Origin of the sequence: Martinezella rhizogenes (genome assembly GCF_000799715.1) — a bacterium.
In the GTDB taxonomy this organism is placed as follows: Bacteria; Pseudomonadota; Alphaproteobacteria; order Rhizobiales; family Rhizobiaceae; genus Rhizobium; species Rhizobium rhizogenes_C.
Genome location: NZ_JUHG01000011.1, coordinates 686,019 through 701,361 on the forward strand (window position 1 = coordinate 686,019; position 15,343 = coordinate 701,361).

A 15,343-nucleotide genomic window follows, 5' to 3' on the forward strand; every position below is an offset into this window, starting at 1 on the left:
CATGACAAACGACGACCCCACCTCCTCTTTCTACGACGACAACGCCGCCCTCTACGCAACGCGCGAACGCAACCTGCCGCGAAGCCGGCTTGATGCCTTCCTCGCCGCTCTTCCTTCAAACGCATTCATCCTTGAACTTGGTTGCGGCGCTGGACAGGACGCGGCCTACATGTTGTCACGCGGCTTCAATGTGACGCCGACCGATGGCTCGACCAAGCTTGCCAAACAGGCGGAAGCCCTGATCGGCAGGCCCGTGCGGATACTACGGTTCGAAACGCTCGATATCGAAGACGCTCACGATGGCATATGGGCCGAAGCCAGCCTATTGCATGTACCTCGCGCCGCCCTGCCCGATATTCTCGATCGAATCCACCGCGCGCTGAAAGACGATGGTATCTTCCACGCCAGCTTCAAAGCCGGCGAAGCCGAAGGCCATGATACGTTCGGCCGGTACTATAACTACCCCTCAGTCGCATGGCTGACGGCTCTGCTCGATCAAGGCGGCTGGAGAGACATAGCGATGACCGAGGCCGACGGTGGCGGTTTTGACGGCAAGCCAACAAAATGGCTCTATGTCAAAGCGCGGAAATAGAAAAAGGCCGGAGTTCTCGCCCCAGCCTTTCCCATTCCAATAATCGCCGAAAAGCTTAGTTGACGCTCTTGTCGACTAGCTTGTTCTTGCCGATCCAGGGCATCATGCCGCGCAGCTTGGCGCCGACTTCTTCGATCTGATGGCTGTCGTTCAGGCGGCGGATACCCTTGAAGCGGGCTGCACCCGAGCGGTATTCCTGCATCCAGTCCGAGGTGAACTTGCCGGTCTGGATGTCCTTCAGGACGCGCTTCATTTCAGCCTTGGTTTCGGCCGTGATGATGCGCGGGCCGGAGACGTATTCGCCCCATTCAGCGGTGTTCGAGATCGAGTAGTTCATGTTGGCGATGCCGCCTTCATAGATCAGGTCGACGATCAGCTTTACTTCGTGCAGGCACTCGAAATAGGCCATTTCCGGTGCGTAACCGGCTTCGACCAGGGTTTCAAAACCAGCGCGGATCAGCTCGACGAGACCGCCGCACAGAACGACCTGTTCGCCGAAGAGGTCGGTTTCGCACTCTTCGCGGAAGTTGGTTTCGATGATGCCCGAACGGCCGCCACCAACGCCGCAGGCGTAGGAGAGAGCAAGTTCAAGAGCATTGCCGGAAGCGTTCTGATGAACGGCAACGAGGCAAGGAACGCCGCCGCCCTTCTGGTATTCGCCGCGAACCGTGTGGCCCGGGCCCTTCGGAGCGATCATGACGACGTCGACCGAAGCCTTCGGCTCGATGAGGCCGAAGTGAACGTTGAGGCCGTGTGCGAAAGCAATCGCAGCGCCGTCACGGATGTTCGGAGCGATGTCGACCTTGTAGATGTCGGCCTGAAGCTCGTCCGGGGTCGCCATCATCATCAGGTCAGCCCAGGCGGCAGCTTCGGCAACCGTCATGACCTTGAAGCCATCGGCTTCGGCCTTCTTGATGGTCGGCGAACCGGCCTTCAGCGCGATCACAACGTTCTGTGCGCCGCTGTCCTTCAGGTTCAGCGCATGAGCGCGACCCTGCGAACCATAGCCAATGATGGCAACCTTCTTCGACTTGATGAGATTGAGATCGGCATCACGATCGTAATAGACGCGCATTGTTTGTCCTTCCCTTTGCTTGTCTGGTGTCAATTGAAACTTCTCAGACGGTCGCTGCCGCTTCCGCCAAAACCTTTTCCGTGCCGTAAAGCGCAAGGAAAGCGCTGACCGCCCTCTCCGCCTGTCGGCTTGTATCCTTCAAACCGGGCTCGCCGAGCAGCATGCGGACATGCAGATCGGACACGATGAGCCCGTAAAGCGTGTGATAAGCCTCGTCGGCGTCCATGAAGCGCAGCAACCCCGCCCGCTTCCCGGCATCGATGAGGCCGCTGGCGCGGCGGTCGATCTGGCGGCGGCCGCGCTCCAGCAGCAGCTTGCCGAGCTTGGAGCCGTCGCGGTTCGACTGGCCGATCGCCAGTCGGTTCAACGCCAGCGACACATCACCCGCCAGAACCTCCAGCAGATCGCGCGCGAAAACCACCAGATGATCGTGCAGGCTCGCCGCCGTCAGCCGCTCGCCGTTGCGCTCGAACGTGCGCACCTTGCTTGCCTGAAAGGTGATCATCGCCGACAGCAGGCCGTCGCGATCACCGAACCACTTATAAAGACTTTCCTTGGAGCAATTGGCGGCGCGCGCGACGCCCGAGGTCGTCAGCGCCTTTTCGCCGCCATCGACGAGCAAACGCAACGCCTGCTCCAGAACGGCGTTCTGGCGCGGCGAAAACTCGCTCGACTGTCCTGCTTCGCTGAGCACGATGTCCACCCTCAAATGAGTACCGTACGGTACGGTTCGTGGCGCGTTATGGCGCAGGGCAGAGCGAGCGTCAAGCGAAAATCGTCGCTGCACCGCATCAATAAAACGCGTGAAACTATTCCGCGGCGATCGGGCTGCGCATGCCCTCGACGTCTCGGAGCGGCGACAGGCCATAGAGCCGGCTATATTCGCGGCTGAACTGCGATGGGCTCTGATAGCCGACGCGATGACCGGCGGAGCCGACATCGAGCTGCTCCACGATCATCAACCGCCGTGCTTCATGCAGGCGAAGCTGCTTCTGGTATTGTATCGGCGTCATGGCCGTGACGGCCTTGAAATGATGATGCAGCGAGGAAACGCTCATGCCGGCGCGCTCCGCCAGTTCCTCGATGCGTAGCGGCTGGGAGAAATTGCCCCGAATCCAGGCAACAGCGCGCGCCACCCTGTTGCTCTGGCTCTCCGCCATAGCAACCTGCAACAACCGAGGGCCATTCGGGCCGGTCAGCAGGCGATAGAGGATCTCCTGCTCGATCAGCGGCGCCATGGCCGGAATGTCCTCCGGCCGGTCGAGCAGCCTGAGCAGCCGCAACGAGGCATCGAGCAGCTCCGGCGAGGCAGGATTGACCGCCAGCCCACGCACGGGTTCCGCCGTCACCGCCTCGCGCGGAATACTGACGCGCGACAGCAGCTCCTTCAGCCGCTCGCTGTCGAGCGCCATGCCGAAACAAAGATAGGGCGTTTCGCTGCCGGCATTGGTGACCTGTGTCGATACGGGCAGATCGAGGGCGGTCAGAATATACTCGCCGACGCCGTAGTGGTATGTATCTGCGCCAACAGTCAGCGTCTTGCGCCCCTGGACCACAACGGCAAAGCAGGGCCGGTAGGCCCCATGTTGCCACACGGTCGCGGCGGCCTGCCGATAGAGATTAAGGCCCTCTATAGGCGTGCGATGCTCTCCTTCGCCAGGGGCGAAACGAGCGATGATGGAAGCGAGTTCCTGGTTTGGGTTGAAAGGCAGGGTCATACGCAACCAATCGCTTTCGAGGATTTGTTCGGGACCTATCTAGGTGTCCGCTCGCTATTTCAAAAGAGCGCCGCTCATCCAGATTCGGAGAATCGTACACAAAGCTTGCAGGATCGCTCTAACGCTGTCGCCCATTTCCGACGCATAGTCGATCATCAGAATTTCGACCTTACCTAAAGCCAATCCTACCAAAAAGGAACTCCCCCATGGCTATTGCAAAGGGCTACGCCGCCACTGACGCGTCCAAGCCGCTCACCCCCTTCACCTTCGAACGCCGCGAACCGAACGAAGACGACGTCGTCATCTCCGTCAAATATTGCGGCGTCTGCCATTCCGACATCCATCAGGTCCGCAACGAATGGGGCTTCTCGAAGTATCCGATGGTTCCGGGCCATGAAGTCGCCGGCATCGTTACGGCTGTCGGCTCGAAGGTGACGAAGTTCAAGGCCGGTGATCGCGTCGGCGTTGGCTGCTTCGTCAACTCCTGCACAACCTGCGCCACGCGCGACCTGGACTACGAGCACTACATGCCGGGCCTCGTCCAGACCTACAACGACGTTGAGACCGATGGCGAGACGCCGACCTATGGCGGCTATTCCGACTCGATCGTCGTCAAGGAAGGCTATGTCCTCTCCTTCCCGGACAATATCCCGCTCGACGCAGGTGCGCCGCTGCTGTGCGCCGGTATCACGCTCTATTCCCCGCTGCGCCATTGGAATGCCGGTCCCGGCAAGAAGATTGCCGTCGTCGGCATGGGCGGCCTCGGCCATATGGGCGTCAAGCTGGCGCATGCCATGGGCGCGGAAGTCACCGTTCTCAGCCAGACGCTGTCGAAGAAGGAAGACGGCCTCAAGCTCGGCGCCGACCACTACTACGCCACCAGCGATGCCGAAACCTTCACCAAGCTCGCGGGCAGCTTCGACCTGATCCTCAACACCGTCGGCACCGCCATCGACTGGAATGCCTACCTGAACCTGCTGAAGTACGACGGCAGTATGGTGCTGCTCGGCGTTCCGGAACATGCCGTTCCGGTCCATGCCTTTTCGCTGATCCCCGGCCGCCGCAGCCTCTCAGGCTCGATGATCGGATCGATCAAGGAAACCCAGGAAATGCTGGACTTCTGCGGCGAGCACAACATCGTCTCGGAGATCGAGAAGATCAATATCGACCAGATCAACGAAGCCTATGAACGCGTTCTGAAGAGCGACGTCCGCTACCGCTTCGTCATCGATATCGCCTCGCTGGCCTAAGCGTCACCGCGAAAAGCATATAAGAAAAGGGCAGCCATCGCGGCTGCCCTTTTTTATTCCTCGCGCATGGTTTCCCTTTGTGTGATCAGCCGGGCGCTGTGCTGGCGGCTGATATAGATCCACAACCAGCTCCAGGCAACGGCGATACGCCAGCGCGTGCCGATCAGGAAGTAGATATGGGCAAGGCCCCAGACCCACCAGGCAAGCCAGCCCTTAAGCTTGATCCGGCCGAAATCGATGATCGCGGCACTCTTGCCGATGGTAGCAAGGCTTCCCTGGTGCTTATAATGAAACGGTCCCGGCGCCGGCCGTCCCGCCAACTTCGCCCTGATCACCTTGGCGACATAAGCGCCCTGCTGCTTGGCGGCCGGCGCGATACCCGGCACGGGACTGCCGTCTTCGCGCGTCACCGCCGCCGTATCGCCAATCACGAAAATATCCGGCTGGCCCGGCGCCCGCAATTCCTTGTCGACCACGACGCGGCCGGCGCGATCGGCGGGAACATCAAGCCATTTCGCCGCCGGGGACGCCTGCACGCCGGCTGCCCAAACGATGGTGCGGCACGGCACGAACGTATCCCCGATCGTCACGCCTTCGGCGGTACAGGATGTGACGGGCTTGCCGAAACGGAGTTCGACACCCAGCTTTTCCAACGCCCCTTGGGCATAATCCGACAACTCCTCGACGAAGCTTGAGAGGACGCGTGGGCCAGCTTCGACGAGGATAATCCTCGCCTTGCTGGTATCGATGTTGCGGAATTCCTTCGGCAGCGTCTTTCGGGCGAGCTCGGCGATGATGCCGGCAAGCTCGACGCCGGTCGGCCCTGCGCCGACGATGGTGAAGGTGAGCAGCGCCTCGCGAACGGCCGGATCTTTTTCCAGCTCGGCCTGCTCGAAGGCCAGAAGCACGCGGCGGCGGATGGTCGTCGCATCCTCGAGCGTCTTCAGCCCCGGCGCCACCGGCTCCCATTCATCATGGCCGAAATAGGCATGGGTCGCCCCCGTCGCCAGCACCAGCGTATCGTAGCCGATTGTGTCGCCATTCCTCAGCGTCACCGTATGCGCTCCGCTATCGACATCAGCGACTTCCGCCAACAGCGTCGTCACCTCCGGCCGGTCCCGGAAAAAGTTGCGGATCGGCCAGGCGATCTCGGAGGTGGCAAGCAAGGTGGTCGCGACCTGATAGAGCAGCGGCTGGAACAGGTGATGGTTACGCCGGTCGATCAGCGTGATGCGGACCGGCGCGTCCTTCAGATCGTTAGCAAGCTGCAATCCGCCGAAACCGCCTCCGACGACGACGATATGATGATCCTGCATGACGACACCCCGTATCTATTGCATCCCCACATACGTAGAGTTGAGGGCAACAGCCAGCAACAGCCTTTTATGCATGGCACCTGTGCGGGCGTGATCCTTACGGGATAATCGAGAATGCCATCATCGATTTCGCGCCCGTTGGATCAGATCGAATGTCTCACGCACATCGGCGATACCAAGAAATTTAGGGGTATTCGAAAGCGCGGGTGTCCAAAGACCGATACCGCCGCCACGGCGGCCATAGCCGATCTGGACATCGTCTCCGAAGCTGATCGTACCCGTTCCATTGCCATTCTGATCCAGATCCAGGGTCTGCAACCGCTCCAGCGATACGGTCAGAAGTTTGGAAAACCAGCCTTCACGCAAGACCATGATACGCTGATCGCTGACCGCATATTGCGTCCTTGCGCGGACGAATGCATCCAGCACGAAACGACCGATGATGAGGTACAAGCCGATCAAGATGAAAGGCAGACCCCACAGCTTGAAAAACAACGGTGCATTGGCCTGGCGCACAGCCATGCTTTCCCAGAAGATAGCAAAGCCACCCCACATAAGCGAAAGCGGCACCAGGAACAGGTCCTTCCTACTAAACATAAGGCCTTGTTTCGGCCGGCCCTGCCACAACAACTTCTCGCCGGGCAGAGCATAGTTCTGAATGTCCGCATTGCTCATGACAAATTGCCTCTAAAGCACACACGCCATGCCACCTTAGCTGAGAGAATTCGCTGAGATAATATGCAAAACCAGCCTGCGACTCTATGGACCTATTGCGCATAGCCGACGGGAATGGAGGCGCCGCTTTTCAGCTCCTCCATCGAGATCGAGGCGGACACATCGAAAAGTTCCACCTTGCGGACGATCTGCTTGTAGATGACGTCGTAGTGCTCGACGCGAGGCAACACGACCTTCAGGATGTAGTCATAATTGCCTGTCAACCGATGCGCCTCGACGATCTCGGGAATATCGCCGATAACCTTGCGGAACTTCTCGATCCATTCGTCAGCATGGTGGGCGGTCTTGATCAGCGCGTAGAGTGTCGTGGGCACGCCCATCTTCTCGCGGTCGAGCACGACGATGCGCCGGGCGATATGGCCGCTTTCCTCCAGCCGCTGGATGCGCCGAGAGGAGGCCGAGACCGACAACGCTACGCGGTCGGCAAGGTCCGTCACCGAGATGCCGGCATCGGCCTGCAAGAGATCGAGAATCTTCCGGTCGCGTTCGTCAAGCATGTGTGGCAATCTCCATGACGACGCTGTATTTTTGCGTCATTCAACATAATGGCGCAAAAAACCGCAGAAGAAAATGGACTCGCGACAAAGATTGCAAACATAAGGCGGCTGACATGCCGCACTATTCCGTCATTCAAAATAATAACGGAGAGCAGCACTATGCGCACCATTGGCCTGATCGGCGGCATGAGTTTCGAAAGCTCCGCGGTCTATTATCGTCTCATCAACGAGATGGTTCGCGCCAAGCTGGGCGGCCTCGCCTCGGCCGAGGTATTGATGTACTCCGTCAATTTCGAAGAGATCGTTTCGCTGCAGAAGGCCGGTCGCTGGGATGCTGCCGCCGCCCGTCTCGGCGATGTTGCCCATCGCTTGCAGGCCGCCGGCGCCGAATGCATGCTGATCTGCACCAACACCATGCATCTGATCGCCCCTGAAGTTGCCGCGCGCATCTCCGTGCCGCTGATCAACATCATCGACGAGACAGCCACAGCGCTGAAAGCTGCCGGCCGCGTCAAGCCGCTGTTGCTGGCCACCCGCTATACGATGGAGCATGGCTTCTACGCCGATCGCATGGCGCGCAATGGTATCTCCGTCATGGTGCCGAGCGCCGATGACCGCACCGTCACGCATGATATCATCTTCAGCGAACTCTGCGCCGGCATCGTCAAGGACGAGTCGCGCAAGACGCTGATCGAGATCATCGAACGCGCCAAGGCCGCGGGCGCCGATAGCGTCATCCTCGGCTGCACCGAGATCTGCCTGATCCTCGATCCGAACGGGCTCGCTCTGCCGGGCTTTGATTCCACCACGATCCACGCGCAAACCGCTGTCGATTTTGCTCTCGACGCGGAAAAGACACGCTCCAGCCAGGCTGCGTGAACCAACCGGAATCTACTTGACTGAGTCCACCAAATAATGGACATCGTTTCCTCTATTGCAGGGAGACGATGTCCATGTCTGTTACTCCGGAATTCGCGATCATCGACGCGGTCCGCGACTTCAATCGTTTTTACACGAATTTCCTCGGTGTTCTGAACAAAGCCTATCTCGACAGCTCTTACACGTTGACCGACGCCCGCGTGCTGTTCGAGATCGGCTCCCATGGCGGTATCGCCGCCTCGGCGCTCACCCGCGATCTGCATCTCGATCCCGCCTATCTCAGCCGCATTCTGAAGCGCTTCCGCGAAGACGGCTTGATCGAGGCCAAGCCTGATCCTGGTGATCTGCGCAGCCAGATCATCACTGTCACCGACAAGGGACAGGCGCAGTTTCTCGAATTTGTCCGCCGTTCCCGCGCCCAGCTCGCCGGGCATTTCGACACGCTTGCCGTCGGCGAACCCGAGCGCGTCGTCGAGGCGATGCGGACGATCCAGACAACGCTCGGATCGGATCGGAATACACCACCACCCCTCGTCCTCAGAACCCATCGTGCGGGCGACATAGGCTGGATCGTGCAAAGTCAGGCCCGCTTCTACACGGAGGAGTTCGGCTGGGATGACCGTTTTGAAGGATTGGTCGCGAAAGTCGGAGGCGAATTCCTATCCAGGTTCAATCCCGATAAGGAACGATGCTGGATCGCCGAGCGCGGCGGCCAGAATGTCGGTTCTGTCATGATTACCGACGGTGGCGACGGTATCGCAAAGCTCCGGCTGCTTTACATCGACAAGGCGGCGCGCGGTCTCGGCCTCGGCAAATTGTTGGTCGACGAATGCATACGCTTCTCGCGCGACGCCAGTTACCGGCAACTCTCACTCTGGACCAACGACATCCTCGACGCCGCCCGGGCCATCTATATCAAGACTGGTTTCCGGCTTGTTTCCGAGGAGAAGCATCGGATGTTCGGCCCGGAATTGAACGGCCAGACCTGGGTGCTGGACTTGTGATCTGTCATCGGCGGTCGTGAATATAGACAGCCGCCAGATCGATCAATAATGTCGATATAGCCTTGATTTGCATGGGGATATCGCCATCCATGACCAGTACGACCGAGATCCGGATACTGCCGATAGCCAACGAGCATATCGAGGGCTTTCATAAGGCACTCGATACCGTTGCGCGTGAGCGAAAATATCTGTCCATGCTGGAAGCATTCCCTCTGGAGGAAACACGCACCTTCGTGCTCGGCATGATCCGGGACGGCAATCCGCAATTCGTCGCCCTGGATAGAGAAACGGTGGTCGGCTGGTGCGACATCAGCCGCCATTTCTTCCCTTCGCACGCCCATGGCGGCAAACTCGGCATGGGGGTCATTCCGTCCTATCGCGGCAAGGGCCTGGGCCAGCGGCTAATAGAAGCGACCTTGCAGGCGGCGCGCGGCGCGGGCTTTGTGCGCGTGGAGCTCAGCGTGCATGCCGACAATGCCCGCGCCATCGCCCTTTATGAGAGGGTCGGCTTTGTCCGGGAGGGCATCGCGCGCAAATCCGCCTGCATCGAAGGGCGCTATATCGACGCCATCAATATGGCGCTCCTCTACGAATAGACCTGCTGTAAATCAGCGAAAGCTCCGGCGAGACTTGTCACGATTTTGTTGCGACGCAAAATTCCGCTTGATTTGGAAACGATCATTTCCTAAAGAAGCTGCATGACAACGGACTCACTGGACATTTCGCCGAAGCTGCGCGGCCGCCCGCGCGAATTCGATATGGACGCAGCGCTTGACGAGGCGTTGCGTGTCTTTTCCGAGCGCGGCTATTATGCCGCCTCGATCAGCGAACTGACCGAGGCCATGGGGCTGACCGCCGGCAGCGTCTACAAGGCATTCGGAGACAAGCGCGGCATATTCCTCGCCGCCTTTGGCCGCTATCGCCATGTACGGCAGCAATTGATCGACGAGTGCCTGGGCCGCGCCGGAAGCGGTCACGACAAGCTGCATGCATTGGTGAGATTTTTTGCCGAGGCATCCTGTGGCGAGATCGGTCGAAGGGGCTGCCTCGTCGTTGGAAGCGCCACCGAACTCGCGCTTTTCGACGAGGAAGTCGCCGGCCGCGTCGGCGCGGCTTTCGAGTTCGATGAGCGCCGCATCCTGGATCTCATCCGCCTCGGACAGGCGGATGGCTCCATACCCAGGCACGTCGATGCCGAAAGCACGGCCTGCACGCTGCTCTGCCTCACGAAAGGCATGCGCGTGATCGGAAAAACTGGCCGAGGACACGAGCAGATGCTCGCCGTCGCCGCAGCAGCCATGAAATTACTGGACTGATTTTCATCGAACTTTCGGGGAGCCCGCTCCCCTTGCCCGCATCAAGGATCAAGACATGCCCGCAACCGCCGCTGCCACGCGGGAGAGCACTCCGCTCCCCGAAAAGACCATTTCGCCATTGATGACCTTCATGTTCGCCGCCGCCTGTGGGCTGGTGGCCGCCAATCTCTATTACGGACAACCGCTGGCCGGCCCGATCAGCCAGGCACTCGGCTTCACGCCGGCGGCAACCGGCCTGATCGTCACGCTGACGCAGATCGGTTATGGCCTCGGCCTGCTGCTGATCGTGCCGCTCGGCGATCTCCTGGAAAACCGCCGGCTGGTGCTGACGCTGGTTGCGCTTGCGGCCGTGGCACTCGTCGGCGCCGCCTTCGCATGGTCGCCGTCGCTCTTCCTGCTCGCCTCGCTCTGTATTGGCCTCGCTTCGGTCGCGGTGCAGGTGCTGGTGCCTTTCGCCGCCCATATGGCGCCGGATGCCAGCCGTGGCGCTGTTGTCGGCAATGTCATGAGCGGCCTTCTCTGTGGTATCATGCTCGCCCGGCCGGCTGCGAGCTTCCTGTCGGAGCTGCTCTCCTGGCATGCCGTCTACATTATCTCCGCCGGTGTCATGATCGTGCTTGCCATCATCCTGCGCATCGTCCTGCCGACCCGCCGTCCGCACACCAAGCTGCATTACGGGCAACTGCTGTCCTCCATGGGCCATCTCGCCCTGCATGAGCCGATACTGCAACGCCGCGCGCTTTATCAGGCCTGCATGTTCGGCGCCTTCAGCCTGTTCTGGACGACGACGCCATTGCTGCTGGCCAGCCCAACCTTCGGCCTGACACAGAACGGCATCGCCCTCTTCGCACTGGCGGGAGCGGCAGGCGCGGTCGCATCGCCGATCGCCGGTCGTCTCGCCGATCGTGGCCTGACGAAGTTCGCCACCGGCTCCGCCATGGTGCTCGCCATCGTCGCCTTCCTCATCGGCCATGCCTCCGGCAGCGGCTCGCTGCTGGCGCTCATCACGCTGACACTCTCCGGCATCATGCTCGATTTCGGTGTGCAGACCAATCTCGTGGTCGGCCAGCGCGCCATCTATGCGCTGAGCGCCGAACACCGCAGCCGCCTGAACGGTCTCTATATGGCGACATTCTTCACGGGCGGCGCGATCGGCTCGGCGCTCGGCGGCTGGGCCTATGCCACAGGTGGCTGGAACCTTACCTCGTGGATCGGCGTCGCTTTCCCGGTCGTGGCGTTGCTTATCTTCCTGACCGAACGGGGAAAATGATCAGGATGGCTGCGGGACGGCGTTCCGCAGCCAATCGCATTCGCTGAGGCCGGCCGCCACGAAGGGGTCAATCAAGGTGCCGGAGACGATCGACGCCAGTATCTGCGGCCCCGGCGGTATCGTGGCGATGGTCGCGACCAACCGGTCGCGGACCCAGGCAAGGGCTGCCGAATCCGACTGGTAGAATGGCGTAAACGCCAACGACAGCAGCTGGAACAACCGCACATGCAACCGCCGCGCCTGCGCGTAGGCGGCAAGTGCTGCGCCAATGTCCTCATTGCTCGCCAATGCGTGCGCAAGAGCGGCTACATCCAGCAGCGCCATATTGGCACCCTGCCCGAGCTGCGGGCTGGTCGAATGTGCGGCGTCGCCGACAAAGACCGTGCGGCCGCTATAGGGCGTTGCCATGGTCCGGTGGGCGTATCGCGCCAGCGTCAACTGCTCCCAATCGCTGATCTGGTCGAGCAAGGGCTGACATTCCGGCCAATAGCTGCGGATTGCCGCCTTCCAGCGATCAAGCCCCTGCAGACGCACCTCGTCGACATCCGCGACCTTGAGGCTCCAGAACAACGCCGCCTGCTTCGGCACATCCGGTTGCCGCCGCCCGATCGGCAGCACGCCGATCATCACCTTCGCCTGATCGTAGCGCTGCGTCAGCGCCCTCTCATCCACCAATCCGTCCGGACAATCCAGCGTCGCCCAGAACGCTCCATAGGTGAGGTTGCGCGTACACGGCGCAACCGGCGAAGCCGTGACCAGTTCGGAACGCGCGCCGCTGGCATCAATGACAAGATCATAGGGTCCCAGCCGCTCGCCGCCCTCAACCGCGAGATAGGTCTGATCGCCCTCCTCCAACAACGAAACCACCCGCCGCCCGGTGAACACGAAATGTCTCCGGGTGGAGACCTCATTGTAAAGTGTATCGAACAGTGCGGCACGATGAACCGCAAGCCCATAGCGCCCACCGGCCAGCGCGTCATAGCGCACATCGAGAACGGTACGACCACGCTTCGTCTCGGTGCCGAACAACCGGTCTATACGATTGCCGGCCGCGTGAATGGCGGGGCCAAGGCCGAGCGATTCCAGCACGGTCAGCCCGGTCGGCTGAAGCATCAGCGCGGATCCGACAGGCGCGGGATTATCGAAACGTTCGATGATCTCAATCGCATGGCCCGCACGCGAGAGAAACAGAGCAGCGGCAAGCCCGGCAGGTCCGGCGCCGACAGTGGCAATTTTCAGAGATTTCACGGTGTCGCGCTCAGTCCTGCGATTGATCGAAATGGACACGCGCGGCGCGCACCGCCTCATGATTGGCCTCGGCCCAGTTCAAAAGCGGCGCCAGCGGTACGTAGAGCGAGCGGCCAAGATCGGTCATGCGGTATTCGACGCTCGGCGGCTTGGTCGGGAAAACCTCGCGACCGACATAGCCGTCCCGCTGCAGGTCGCGCAGCGTCTGGGTCAGCATGCGCTGGGAAATATCGGGCACCATCCGGCGCAGTTCGCCAAAACGATAGGCCCGCTGTGCCAGTGCCTCGAGCAACAGGATCGACCACTTGCCGCCGATCTGCGAAATCAGATCCCGCACTGGGCAATTGGTGAAATCGAGTTTGCTGATATCGACGGCACGCAGCGGTGCCTCTATGCTGCGAAGATTGACGACGGTGCTGGCGCTCATGCTGGTTCCCTTAACGTAACCTACAGCTGAAAAACTGCCTCCTTTACAGGCCGAAGTCAATTCCTATTCTAGTGTTAGTCTCTTTTTGAGAGCGACAAACCTCTGCGAGTCCGTGGCGGTCAAACAAGGATAAAGACATGAGCAGCACCCTCCTCGTTACCGGCGCCGCCGGCCAGCTCGGCCAGCGCGTCATTCATCACTTGCTGGAGACCTACAAGGTTGCTCCCGGCGGCATCATCGCCGCCACCCGCAGCCCCGAGAAGCTCGCCGATCTCGCCGCCAAGGGCGTCGTCACCCGCAAAGCCGATTTCGACGATGCTGCCACTCTTCCCGCCGCCTTCGCCGGTGTCGATCGCCTGCTGATCATCAGCACGGACGAACTCGCAGTTCCCGGTCTGCGCCTGAAGCAACAGACGGCTGCCGTCGAAGCTGCGAAAAAGGCCGGCGTCAAGCATATCCTCTATACGTCCATGCCCGCCCCGGACGGTTCGCTCGTCAGCTTCGCGCCTGATCATCTCGGCACCGAAAACGCCATCAAGGCGAGCGGCATCGGCTACACCATCCTGCGCGACGCCTGGTATTTCGACAATTTCCTGATGGGTCTGCCGCATAGCCTCGAAGCCGGCAAGTGGTACACCGCGACCGGCGGCGGCCGTACCAGCAACATCAGCCGCGAAGATTGCGCGCTCGCCATTGCCGCAGCACTTGCCTCCGACACGACGGAAAGCGCGACCTATACCCTGACCGGCTCCACGTCGTTGACGATCGAAGATGTGGCCTCCGTCGTCAGCAAGGTCACCGGCCGTCCGCTTGAGGTCGTGCAGGCGAACGACGAACAATTCGCCGCTGGCCTGACCGGTGCCGGCCTGCCGAAATTCGTGGTCGACATGCTCGTCTCCGCCGACGCCAACGCCCGCGCCGGCAAATTCGACATCCTCACCAATGACTTCAACAAGCTGACCGGCAAAGAGCCGCAAACGGTGCGCGCCTTTTTCGAAGAGCATAAGGCTGCGCTTTTGGGCTGAGTTTTCGGATGGTCAGGCATCTGCGCCACTATCGCAAACTTGTGCTTGTTCCCTCGTCCCGACCCTCTCCCAGCATTGCGGGGAGAGGGAATTTTCACGCTTTATACGCAAATTCTAACCGCGTCACGTCGGCGAACCGGTGCGGTATTATACAACAAATACCATCAGCCGTTTCGCAGCGTCGCGATGGCCGTCTTGCGCCATTTTCGGCCATTCGCTTGCTCGCGGCCTTCCCAGTGAAACGCACCGCAGCACGGTACGCCCGGCACTGGGAATGCTCGGCTAGCTCTGACTTGTCGCCGGTCAGCTCAATCCCTCCTCTGCGAGCGCCTGGATCACGGAAGGCATCGTCTTCATGCGATCCAGACAGTTCCGCAGATTTTCCGGTAGTTCAACGCCGCTTTTCGGCGCAACCATCAGGACCCAGAAAAGACAGCAATCAGCGATCGTCATCTCGTTGCTCACCAGGAATGGTTTTTCTGCCATCAGATGGGCAAGGATGGCGAAGGCCTTCTTGAGCTTCTCGCGGGCGCGCTCCTTCTCCGGCTCGGGGAAATCCCTGAAAAATGGATTGTAGCTTCCATGGATTTCGGAGGACATGAAGGCGAGCGCCTCGAAGGTCCGCCACCTGAGAATGCTATCGTTGGGCAGGAGCTTGCCGCTCTGGTCCGCAATATAGGCCAGGATGACCTGGTTCTCCGTGAGGATCGTTCCATCATTCATTTCGAGGGTCGGGATACAGCCCTTCGGATTGATCGACAGAAAATCCCGGCCATCTTCAGTCTTCTTTTCGCGATCGATGCTGAGGAGCTTGTAGGGAAGCCCGGTTTCGATAAGTGCTATGTGATCGGCCAAACTGCAGGCCGCGGGATAATAGAAGAGGTTCATGGTGGTCTCCGTGGGTGGCCCATCTCGACATTTCCGGATCGAAGACAAGGTCTACAATGTTGACCACAGCCATTTATGGGACCAAGAAGTAACCGTCAAAAGC

General features: G+C 60.3%; 17 protein-coding genes. 8 read left to right on the top strand and 9 right to left on the bottom strand.

Annotation, left to right across the window (positions count from 1 at the left end):
- Position 1 precedes the first annotated feature (1 nt).
- Positions 2-592, top strand: coding sequence for a class I SAM-dependent DNA methyltransferase (locus EX00_RS07240; RefSeq protein WP_047455534.1), 591 nt, complete (start codon positions 2-4; stop codon positions 590-592).
- Positions 593-647: 55 nt separating this feature from the next.
- Here EX00_RS07240 and ilvC read toward each other — a convergent pair whose 3' ends face one another.
- From ilvC to EX00_RS07255, 3 genes are all read right to left on the bottom strand, one after another.
- A complete protein-coding gene (gene ilvC, locus EX00_RS07245; protein WP_047455536.1) occupies positions 648-1,667 on the bottom strand; it encodes a ketol-acid reductoisomerase in 1,020 nt (339 codons plus the stop codon).
- A gap of 43 nt (positions 1,668-1,710) precedes the next feature.
- The gene (locus tag EX00_RS07250) at positions 1,711-2,361 is read right to left on the bottom strand and encodes a TetR/AcrR family transcriptional regulator C-terminal domain-containing protein (RefSeq protein ID WP_047457569.1); all 651 of its coding nucleotides are present in this window, start codon (positions 2,359-2,361) and stop codon (positions 1,711-1,713) included.
- 115 nt (positions 2,362-2,476) lie between these two features.
- Positions 2,477-3,385: an AraC family transcriptional regulator gene (locus tag EX00_RS07255; RefSeq protein WP_047455539.1), complete on the bottom strand. Its 909-nt coding sequence runs from the start codon at positions 3,383-3,385 to the stop codon at positions 2,477-2,479.
- Positions 3,386-3,591: 206 nt separating this feature from the next.
- On the opposite strand from EX00_RS07255, the gene EX00_RS07260 reads away from it, so the two are divergent.
- Positions 3,592-4,635, top strand: a complete 1,044-nt coding sequence (locus tag EX00_RS07260) for an NAD(P)-dependent alcohol dehydrogenase (RefSeq protein WP_047455541.1) — start codon at positions 3,592-3,594, stop codon at positions 4,633-4,635.
- Between the two features lie 53 nt (positions 4,636-4,688).
- Here EX00_RS07260 and EX00_RS07265 read toward each other — a convergent pair whose 3' ends face one another.
- The 3 genes from EX00_RS07265 to EX00_RS07275 all read right to left on the bottom strand — a co-directional run bounded on the left by EX00_RS07265 (position 4,689) and on the right by EX00_RS07275 (position 7,183).
- The gene (locus tag EX00_RS07265; protein WP_047455542.1) at positions 4,689-5,951 is read right to left on the bottom strand and encodes an NAD(P)/FAD-dependent oxidoreductase; all 1,263 of its coding nucleotides are present in this window, start codon (positions 5,949-5,951) and stop codon (positions 4,689-4,691) included.
- A gap of 120 nt (positions 5,952-6,071) precedes the next feature.
- Positions 6,072-6,626 (bottom strand): PH domain-containing protein, encoded by a 555-nt coding sequence (locus tag EX00_RS07270; RefSeq protein ID WP_007696917.1) that lies wholly within the window; start codon positions 6,624-6,626, stop codon positions 6,072-6,074.
- A 92-nt stretch (positions 6,627-6,718) separates the two neighbouring features.
- On the bottom strand, positions 6,719-7,183 hold the full coding sequence (locus EX00_RS07275; protein ID WP_047455546.1) for an Lrp/AsnC family transcriptional regulator: 465 nt from the start codon (positions 7,181-7,183) through the stop codon (positions 6,719-6,721).
- 159 nt (positions 7,184-7,342) lie between these two features.
- On the opposite strand from EX00_RS07275, the gene EX00_RS07280 reads away from it, so the two are divergent.
- The 5 genes from EX00_RS07280 to EX00_RS07300 all read left to right on the top strand — a co-directional run bounded on the left by EX00_RS07280 (position 7,343) and on the right by EX00_RS07300 (position 11,652).
- Positions 7,343-8,062: an aspartate/glutamate racemase family protein gene (locus EX00_RS07280; RefSeq protein ID WP_047455548.1), complete on the top strand. Its 720-nt coding sequence runs from the start codon at positions 7,343-7,345 to the stop codon at positions 8,060-8,062.
- A 74-nt stretch (positions 8,063-8,136) separates the two neighbouring features.
- The gene (locus EX00_RS07285; RefSeq protein WP_047455550.1) at positions 8,137-9,066 is read left to right on the top strand and encodes a bifunctional helix-turn-helix transcriptional regulator/GNAT family N-acetyltransferase; all 930 of its coding nucleotides are present in this window, start codon (positions 8,137-8,139) and stop codon (positions 9,064-9,066) included.
- An 89-nt stretch (positions 9,067-9,155) separates the two neighbouring features.
- Positions 9,156-9,662, top strand: a complete 507-nt coding sequence (locus tag EX00_RS07290; RefSeq protein WP_234708984.1) for a GNAT family N-acetyltransferase — start codon at positions 9,156-9,158, stop codon at positions 9,660-9,662.
- A gap of 102 nt (positions 9,663-9,764) precedes the next feature.
- A complete protein-coding gene (locus EX00_RS07295; RefSeq protein WP_047455553.1) occupies positions 9,765-10,382 on the top strand; it encodes a TetR/AcrR family transcriptional regulator in 618 nt (205 codons plus the stop codon).
- A gap of 55 nt (positions 10,383-10,437) precedes the next feature.
- Entirely contained in the window at positions 10,438-11,652 is a 1,215-nt protein-coding gene (locus EX00_RS07300) for an MFS transporter (protein ID WP_047455555.1), read from the top strand.
- Here the strand turns inward: EX00_RS07300 and EX00_RS07305 are convergent, their stop codons facing one another.
- Both EX00_RS07305 and EX00_RS07310 read right to left on the bottom strand, forming a co-directional pair.
- Positions 11,653-12,900 (bottom strand): FAD-dependent oxidoreductase, encoded by a 1,248-nt coding sequence (locus tag EX00_RS07305; protein ID WP_047457572.1) that lies wholly within the window; start codon positions 12,898-12,900, stop codon positions 11,653-11,655.
- A gap of 10 nt (positions 12,901-12,910) precedes the next feature.
- Positions 12,911-13,327 carry a winged helix-turn-helix transcriptional regulator gene (locus EX00_RS07310; protein ID WP_047455557.1) on the bottom strand — a complete coding sequence of 139 codons (417 nt, stop codon included), beginning with the start codon at positions 13,325-13,327 and terminating at the stop codon, positions 12,911-12,913.
- A 137-nt stretch (positions 13,328-13,464) separates the two neighbouring features.
- On the opposite strand from EX00_RS07310, the gene EX00_RS07315 reads away from it, so the two are divergent.
- Positions 13,465-14,352, top strand: coding sequence for an SDR family oxidoreductase (locus tag EX00_RS07315; protein WP_047455559.1), 888 nt, complete (start codon positions 13,465-13,467; stop codon positions 14,350-14,352).
- A gap of 303 nt (positions 14,353-14,655) precedes the next feature.
- Here the strand turns inward: EX00_RS07315 and EX00_RS07320 are convergent, their stop codons facing one another.
- Positions 14,656-15,240: a glutathione binding-like protein gene (locus tag EX00_RS07320; protein ID WP_047455561.1), complete on the bottom strand. Its 585-nt coding sequence runs from the start codon at positions 15,238-15,240 to the stop codon at positions 14,656-14,658.
- Positions 15,241-15,343 lie beyond the last annotated feature (103 nt).

What these genes read in the sequence shown, in the direction of transcription:
- EX00_RS07320 (WP_047455561.1), bottom strand. Translation starts at nt 15,240, where the DNA reads ATGAACCTCTTCTATTATCCCGCGGCCTGCAGTTTGGCCGATCACATA.
- EX00_RS07300 (WP_047455555.1), top strand. Translation starts at nt 10,438, where the DNA reads ATGCCCGCAACCGCCGCTGCCACGCGGGAGAGCACTCCGCTCCCCGAA.
- EX00_RS07260 (WP_047455541.1), top strand. Translation starts at nt 3,592, where the DNA reads ATGGCTATTGCAAAGGGCTACGCCGCCACTGACGCGTCCAAGCCGCTC.
- EX00_RS07265 (WP_047455542.1), bottom strand. Translation starts at nt 5,951, where the DNA reads ATGCAGGATCATCATATCGTCGTCGTCGGAGGCGGTTTCGGCGGATTG.
- EX00_RS07240 (WP_047455534.1), top strand. Translation starts at nt 2, where the DNA reads ATGACAAACGACGACCCCACCTCCTCTTTCTACGACGACAACGCCGCC.
- EX00_RS07280 (WP_047455548.1), top strand. Translation starts at nt 7,343, where the DNA reads ATGCGCACCATTGGCCTGATCGGCGGCATGAGTTTCGAAAGCTCCGCG.
- EX00_RS07255 (WP_047455539.1), bottom strand. Translation starts at nt 3,385, where the DNA reads ATGACCCTGCCTTTCAACCCAAACCAGGAACTCGCTTCCATCATCGCT.
- EX00_RS07275 (WP_047455546.1), bottom strand. Translation starts at nt 7,183, where the DNA reads ATGCTTGACGAACGCGACCGGAAGATTCTCGATCTCTTGCAGGCCGAT.
- ilvC (WP_047455536.1), bottom strand. Translation starts at nt 1,667, where the DNA reads ATGCGCGTCTATTACGATCGTGATGCCGATCTCAATCTCATCAAGTCG.
- EX00_RS07295 (WP_047455553.1), top strand. Translation starts at nt 9,765, where the DNA reads ATGACAACGGACTCACTGGACATTTCGCCGAAGCTGCGCGGCCGCCCG.
- EX00_RS07285 (WP_047455550.1), top strand. Translation starts at nt 8,137, where the DNA reads ATGTCTGTTACTCCGGAATTCGCGATCATCGACGCGGTCCGCGACTTC.
- EX00_RS07310 (WP_047455557.1), bottom strand. Translation starts at nt 13,327, where the DNA reads ATGAGCGCCAGCACCGTCGTCAATCTTCGCAGCATAGAGGCACCGCTG.
- EX00_RS07315 (WP_047455559.1), top strand. Translation starts at nt 13,465, where the DNA reads ATGAGCAGCACCCTCCTCGTTACCGGCGCCGCCGGCCAGCTCGGCCAG.
- EX00_RS07290 (WP_234708984.1), top strand. Translation starts at nt 9,156, where the DNA reads ATGACCAGTACGACCGAGATCCGGATACTGCCGATAGCCAACGAGCAT.
- EX00_RS07270 (WP_007696917.1), bottom strand. Translation starts at nt 6,626, where the DNA reads ATGAGCAATGCGGACATTCAGAACTATGCTCTGCCCGGCGAGAAGTTG.